Below are 7,368 nucleotides of genomic sequence, written 5' to 3' on the forward strand. Positions count from 1 at the left end.
TGTGTCGGGCGATGCGTTCTCGGCGTCCCGTGCGTTCAGGGAGCTGGGCTTTGACTCGCTGACGGCGGTGGAGCTGCGCGCCCGGCTGAGTGAGGCCACGGGTGTCGCGCTGCCTGCGACGCTGGTCTACGACTACCCGAACGCGGCGGTCCTTGCCGCGTATCTGCGTACCGAACTGTCCGGCGTGGACGTTGTCGTCCCCTCCGCTCCCACCGCAGTCTCCGGTGTGATCGATGAGCCGGTCGCGATCGTGGCGATGGCTTGCCGGTATCCCGGTGGTGTGTCTAGCCCCGAGGACCTGTGGCAGGTGTTGCTGTCCGGTGGGGACGCGGTGTCGGAGTTCCCGACGGACCGCGGTTGGGACTTGGAGGCCTTGTACGACCCCGACCCGGACGGGGTGGGAACCTCGTATTCGCGTTCGGGTGCCTTCCTGTCAGATGTAGGCGGGTTCGACGCGGACTTCTTCGGGATCTCGCCGCGCGAGGCCCTGGCGATGGACCCGCAGCAGCGACTGCTCCTTGAGACGTCGTGGGAGGCGTTCGAGCGGGCCGGGGTCGACCCGGCGTCGCTGCGCGGTGAGCGCGTCGGCGTGTTCGTCGGCTCGAACGTGCAGGACTACGGGCTGGTGCTGGGCGGGGCCGCTGAGGATGTCGGCGGCTATGTGGCGACCGGCAACGCGGCCAGCGTGGCCTCGGGCCGACTGTCCTACACGTTCGGCTTCGAAGGCCCGGCCGTCACGGTGGACACGGCGTGCTCGTCGTCGCTCGTCGCCCTGCACCTGGCGGTGCAGGCACTGCGGTCGGGCGAGTGCGAACTGGCCCTTGCGGGTGGCGTCACCGTGATGTCGACGCCGGGTGCGTTCGTCGAGTTCAGCCGTCAGCGTGGCCTTGCTGAGGACGGGCGGTGCAAGGCGTTTGCCGCCGGTGCCGACGGCACGGGCTGGGGCGAGGGCGTCGGCATGCTGTTCGTCGAACGGCTCTCGGACGCGCAGCGCAACGGCCACCAGGTGCTCGCGGTCGTCCGGGGATCCGCCGTCAACCAGGACGGCGCGTCCAACGGTCTGACCGCCCCGAACGGGCCCTCGCAGCAGCGCGTGATCCGCCAGGCACTCGCCAGCGCGGGTCTGGCCCCTGCCGACGTGGATGTGGTCGAGGCGCACGGCACGGGTACGAAGCTGGGCGACCCCATCGAGGCCCAGGCCCTCCTCGCCACCTACGGCCAGGACCGCAGCGGTGAGCCGCTGTTGCTGGGTTCGGTGAAGTCCAACATTGGTCACACGCAGGCGGCTGCCGGTGTGGCGGGCGTGATCAAGATGGTCATGGCGATGCGGCACGGCGTACTGCCGCAGACGCTGCACGTGGACGAGCCGTCGCCCCATGTCGACTGGTCCGCTGGCGCCGTGGAACTGCTGGCGGAGGCACGCCCCTGGCCGGAGACCGGTCAGCCGTTGCGCGCAGGTGTGTCGTCGTTCGGATTCAGCGGTACCAACGCGCACACCATCATCGAGCAGGCCCCCGCCGTCGAGCAGGAGGAGCAGGCGGAGGCACCGGAACCGGTACGTGACGGCGTGGTGCCGTGGGTGCTTTCGGCGGGCGACGAGGGCGCGTTGCGTGGCCAGGCCGAGCGGCTGATGGCCGTGGTGGACGACCACGCGCTCGCTGATGTCGGCTTCTCGCTCGCCACGACGCGGTCGGCGTTGGACCACCGTGCGGTGCTCGTGGCCGCTGACCGGTCCGAGTTCCTGGCCGCATTGGCGGCCGTGGCCGAGGGGCGGGCGAGCGGTGCGGTGGTCACGGGCGTGGCCGATGAGCCTGGCCGGGTGGGTTTCCTGTTCTCGGGTCAGGGTTCGCAGAGGCTGGGGATGGGGCGTGAACTGGCGGCCCGTTTCCCGGTGTTCGCTGAGTCTCTGAATGCCGTGCTGGCGGAGTTTGGGCCTGAGGTCCGTGAGGTGTTGTTCGGTGAGGATGCTGATGCGCTGAACGAGACCGGGGTGACGCAGCCCGCGCTGTTCGCGGTCGAGGTGGCGCTGTTCCGGCTGCTTGAGTCGTGGGGTGTGCGGCCCGATGCCCTGGCGGGGCATTCGATCGGTGAGCTGGCTGCGGCTCACGTAGCCGGTGTGTGGTCGCTGTCCGACGCGGTCAAGGTGGTGTCGGCGCGGAGCGCGCTGATGCAGGCGCTGCCCGGGGGCGGTTCGATGGTGGCGATCCAGGCCACCGAGGCCGAGGTCGCGTCGGACCTGTCGGAGACCGTCGGGATTGCCGCGGTCAACGGGCCGTCTTCGGTGGTGACTTCGGGTGTGGCCGCTGATGTGGAGGCGGTTGCGGAGCGTTGGCGTGAGGCGGGCCGGAAGGTGTCTCGCCTGAAGGTCAGTCACGCGTTCCACTCGCCGTTGATGGACCCGATGCTCGACGAGTTCCGCCGGGTGCTTGAGGGCGTGTCGTACGAGGCGCCGTCGATTCCGATCGTGTCGACGCTGACCGGTGTCCGCGCCTCCACCGAGGAGTTGGCGTCGGCGGAGTACTGGGTGCGGCATGTGCGTGAGTCGGTGCGGTTCGCCGATGCCGTCGGGGCTCTGGTTGCCGAGGGTGTGGGTACGTTCGTCGAGGTCGGCCCGGGTGGCACGCTGTCGGCGCTGGGCCGTGAGTCCGCGCCGGAGGCAACCTTCGTACCGGTACTGCGTGGCGACCGCCCGGAGGCAACGGCCGTTACGACGGCTGCAGGACAGCTGCACGTGTGCGGTGTACAGGTGGCTTGGGAAGCGTTCTTCGCCGGTCGCGGCGCACGCCGAATTGAACTGCCGACGTACGCGTTCCAGCGCGAGCGCTACTGGCCCGATGTACTGCCTGCGATCGGCGATGTCGCGGCGGCCGGCCTCGGTGCGGCCGAGCACCCGCTGCTCGGCGCGACCGTCACTCTCGGCGGCACGGACGGTGTGCTGCTGACTGGGCGGTTGTCGGTTCAGTCGCATCCGTGGCTGGCTGATTATGTGGTGCAGGGTTCGGTGCTGCTGCCGGGTGCTGCGTTTGTTGAGTTGGCGGTGCGTGCGGGGGATCAGGTCGGATGCGACTTGGTGGAGGAGTTGGCGTTGGAGGCGCCGCTTGTTCTGCCCGAGCGCGGTTCGGTGCGGGTGCAGGTGTGGGTCGGGGCCGAGGACTCGTCGGGCCGGCGTGAGCTGAGCTTCCACTCCAGTGTGGGTGACACTGACGACGGCCGTGCGTGGACCCGGCACGCCACGGGCGTCTTGTGTGAGGGTGGCCGCTCTGGTGGGGTTCCGCTGGTGGAGTGGCCGCCGGCGGGTGCGGAGGTCGTGGACCTGGAGGGGTTCTACGGCGGGTTGGCGGAGCTGGGCTTGGGTTATGGCCCGGTGTTCCAGGGGTTGCGGTCGGCTTGGCGCAAGGGCGATGAGGTGTTCGCCGAGGTTGAGCTGCCTGAGGGTGTGAAGGCTGAGGGGTTCGGTCTGCACCCGGCGCTGTTGGACGCGGCGCTGCACACGGTTGGCCTGGCTGACGGCGATGTTGATGGCTTGCCGTTCTCGTGGTCGGGTGTGCGGCTGCACGCTTCGGGTGCGACGGTGCTGCGGGTGCGGCTGTCGCCCACCGGCGCGGAGGGAGTGGCGCTGACGGTCGCGGACGGCTCCGGCGCACCGGTAGCGACGATCGACTCGCTGGTGCTGCGTCCGGTGTCGCTGGAACAGCTCGGCGGTGACGGTCAGGGCGATGCGCTGTTCGGCGTCGAGTGGGTGTCGGTGCCCCTGGCCGGTGACGTTGTTCCGACGGTCGAGTGGACCGACCTGGAGGCGCTGGCTGGGGCGTCGGAGCTGCCTGACTTCGTTGTTCTGCCGTGCCCGGTCACCTCCACGTCCGACCCGGCCACCGGCGCGCACGAGGCGGCGCACTGGGCGCTGAATGTGGTCCAGTCCTGGCTTGATGACGGGCGGTACGGCGCGTCGCGTCTGGTCATCGTGACCCGTGGCGCGATCGCCGCTACGGCCGATGACGACGTACGGGAAGTCGCTCAGGCGGCGGTGTGGGGGCTGGTGCGGTCCGCTCAGTCGGAGAACCCGGACCGGATCGTGCTGGTCGACCTCGACGACGAGCCGGCCTCGCGCGATGTCCTGCCGACCGCGCTGGCCACCGGTGAACCGCAGTTGGCGCTGCGGTCCGGCGACGTTCGCGTGCCCCGCCTGGCCAGGGCACGGCAGTCCGTGGTCGAAGACCCCGGCTTTGGCACCGGCGCCGTGATGCTGACCGGCGCCACGGGCACGCTGGGTGGCCTGGTGGCCCGGCACCTGGTCGCCGAGCGAGATGTGCGCAACCTGCTCCTGGTGAGCCGGCGCGGCGCCGCCGCAGACGGCGCCGAGGAACTGCGTGATGAACTCACCGCGCAGGGCGCCGAAGTGACGTACGCGGCATGCGACGTGGCCGACCGCGAAGCCCTCAAGGAGCTGCTCGCCGAGCACGACATCTCGGCGGTGGTGCATACGGCGGGCGTGCTGGACGACGGCACGATCGGCTCACTGACCGCCGAGCGAATCGACACCGTGTTCCGGCCCAAGGTCGACGCGGCCTGGCACCTGCACGAGCTGACCCGCGACATGGACCTGTCCGCATTCGTGATGTTCTCCTCGGTGGCAGGCATCCTCGGTGGACCTGGCCAGGGCAACTACGCCGCCGCCAACACCTTCCTGGACGCGCTCGCTCAGCACCGTCACGCGTCCGGCCTTGCCGCGACCTCGCTCGCGTGGGGCCTGTGGGCCTCCGGCGGCGGCATGGCAGGCAGCCTCGAGGAGGCCGACGTACGACGGATCACCAGCGGCGGCGCGATACCGATCGGCGCGACCGAGGGCCTGGCGCTGTTCGACGCGGCGGGATCCACGGGCCGTGCCGCGCTGGTGCCGATTCCTCTCGACCTGACTGTGCTGCGCCGGCAGGCGCGTTCCCACCCCGTGGCGCACCTCATGCGCGGCCTGGTGCGGGGCACCGCGCGCAGGGCTGTTGAGTCCGGCCTTGTTGTTGCCGGGTCGGCGTTGACGCAGTTGCTGGCGGTGCTGCCCGTCGCGGAGCGGGAGAAGGCGTTGCTGGACCTCGTGCTCGGCCATGTGGCCGTGGTGCTTGGCCACAGCTCGGCGCACGCCGTCGCGCCTGAGCGGGCGTTCAAGGAGCTCGGCTTCGACTCGCTCAGCTCTGTCGAGCTGCGGAACCGGTTGAATGCGGCGACCGAGTTGGCGTTGTCGGCCACGCTGGTCTTCGACTATCCGACTCCTGCCGCGCTCGCGGCGCATCTTGGCGCCGAGTTGCTGGGTGGGGTGGTCGATGTCGTGGCCAACGAGCCCGTTGCGATGGTGGCCGATGAGCCGATCGTGATCGTCGGCATGAGCTGCCGCTTCCCCGGCGGTGTCGAGTCGCCGGAGGACCTGTGGCGTCTTGTCGAGTCCGGTGCGGACGCGGTGGCCGGATTCCCCGCCGACCGCGGCTGGGACCTGGAGTCGCTGTACGACCCCGACCCCGAGCAGTCGGGCACCACGTACAGCCGCATGGGCGCCTTCCTGGACGATGTCGCGGACTTCGACCCAGCCTTCTTCGGGATCTCGCCGCGTGAGGCCGCGGCGATGGACCCGCAGCAGCGGCTGCTTCTTGAAACCTCCTGGGAGGCGTTCGAGCGGGCCGGTATCGACCCGAACTCGCTGCGCGGAAGCCGCTCCGGTGTCTTCGTGGGCACCAACGGCCAGGACTACGGGACCCTGTTGATGGCCTCGCGGGAGAGCGTGGAGGGCTACGCGGGTACCGGCAATGCGGCAAGTGTCATCTCCGGCCGGCTGTCCTACACGTTCGGCCTTGAGGGCCCTGCCGTCACCGTGGACACGGCGTGCTCGTCGTCACTGGTCGCCCTGCACTGGGCGAGCCAGGCACTGCACAAGGGCGAGTGCGAGTTGGCACTGGTCGGTGGCGTGACGGTGATGTCGACGCCGGGTGCATTCATCGAGTTCAGCCGTCAGCGGGGCCTCGCCGCGGACGGCCGCGTCAAGGCGTTCGCCGATGCCGCCGACGGCACTGGCTGGGGTGAGGGTGTCGGCATGCTGCTCGTGGAGCGGCTTTCGGATGCTCAGCGCAACGGCCATCAGGTGCTGGCCGTCGTACGGGGATCCGCCGTCAACCAGGACGGTGCGTCGAACGGCCTGACCGCCCCGAACGGTCCCTCGCAGCAGCGCGTCATCCGCCAGGCACTCGCCAGCGCGGGCCTGGAGTCGGCCGACGTGGACGCCATGGAGGCGCACGGCACCGGCACCACCCTCGGCGACCCGATCGAGGCCCAGGCGCTCCTCGCTACGTACGGCCAGGACCGCCCCGGCGACCGGCCGCTGTGGCTCGGTTCGGTGAAGTCCAACATCGGTCACACCCAGGCCGCCGCAGGCGTCGCGGGTGTGATCAAGATGGTCATGTCGATGCAGCACGGAGTGCTTCCGCGCACACTCCACGTGGATGAGCCGTCGTCGCATGTGGATTGGTCTGCGGGTGCCGTTGAGTTGCTGACGGAGGCGCGTCCGTGGCCTGAGACGGGTCAGCCGTGGCGGGCGGGTGTGTCGTCGTTCGGTGTGAGCGGCACGAATGCACATGTCATCGTCGAGCAGGCTCCCGTGGTTGAGCAGGAGGAGCAGGCGGAGGCGCCGGAGCCGGCGGGCGACGCGGGCCTGGTGCCGTGGCTGCTGTCGGCCAAGAGCCCCGAGGCGCTGCGGGAGCAGGCCGCACGGCTCAAGTCCTTCGCGGAAACGACTCCTGAGCTGAGTGTGGGGGACGTGGGCCGTGCGCTGGTGTCCTCGCGTGCGGTGCTTGAGCACCGTGCGGTGGTGATTGGTGCCGACCGATCGGAGTTCCTGGCCGCTCTGGAGGCCGTGGCCGAGGGGCAGCCGAGCGGTGCCGCGGTCACGGGCGTGGCCGGCGAGCCTGGCCGACTGGGATTCCTGTTCTCGGGTCAGGGTTCGCAGCGGCTCGGGATGGGTCGTGAACTGGCGGTCCGTTTCCCGGTGTTCGCCGATGCTCTGGACGCCGTGCTGTCGGAGTTCGACCCGCAGGTGCGCGAAGTCCTCTTCGGTGAGGATGCCGACGCGCTGAACGAGACGGGTGTGACGCAGCCCGCGCTGTTCGCGGTCGAGGTGGCGCTGTTCCGACTCCTCGAGTCGTGGGGTGTCCGCCCCGACGTGCTGGCGGGGCACTCGATCGGTGAGTTGGCCGCGGCTCATGTCGCTGGTGTGTGGTCGCTGGCTGATGCTGCAGCCGTGGTGTCGGCCCGTGCCGGGTTGATGCAGGCGCTGCCGTCCGGTGGCGCGATGGTCGCGGTCCAGGCGTCCGAGGCCGAGGTCGCGTCCGGCCT

1 protein-coding gene is annotated in these 7,368 nt (G+C 70.2%); it reads left to right on the forward strand.

The genetic code is table 11. The features are described 5' to 3' along the window. Nucleotides 1-7,368, forward strand: a 7,368-nt coding sequence (locus AB0G47_RS40810; RefSeq protein ID WP_360781171.1) for an SDR family NAD(P)-dependent oxidoreductase, incomplete at both ends; no start/stop codon positions are given.

The sequence above is a fragment of the Streptomyces sp. NPDC021622 genome, from assembly GCF_040640795.1.
GTDB lineage: Bacteria > Actinomycetota > Actinomycetes > Streptomycetales > Streptomycetaceae > Streptomyces.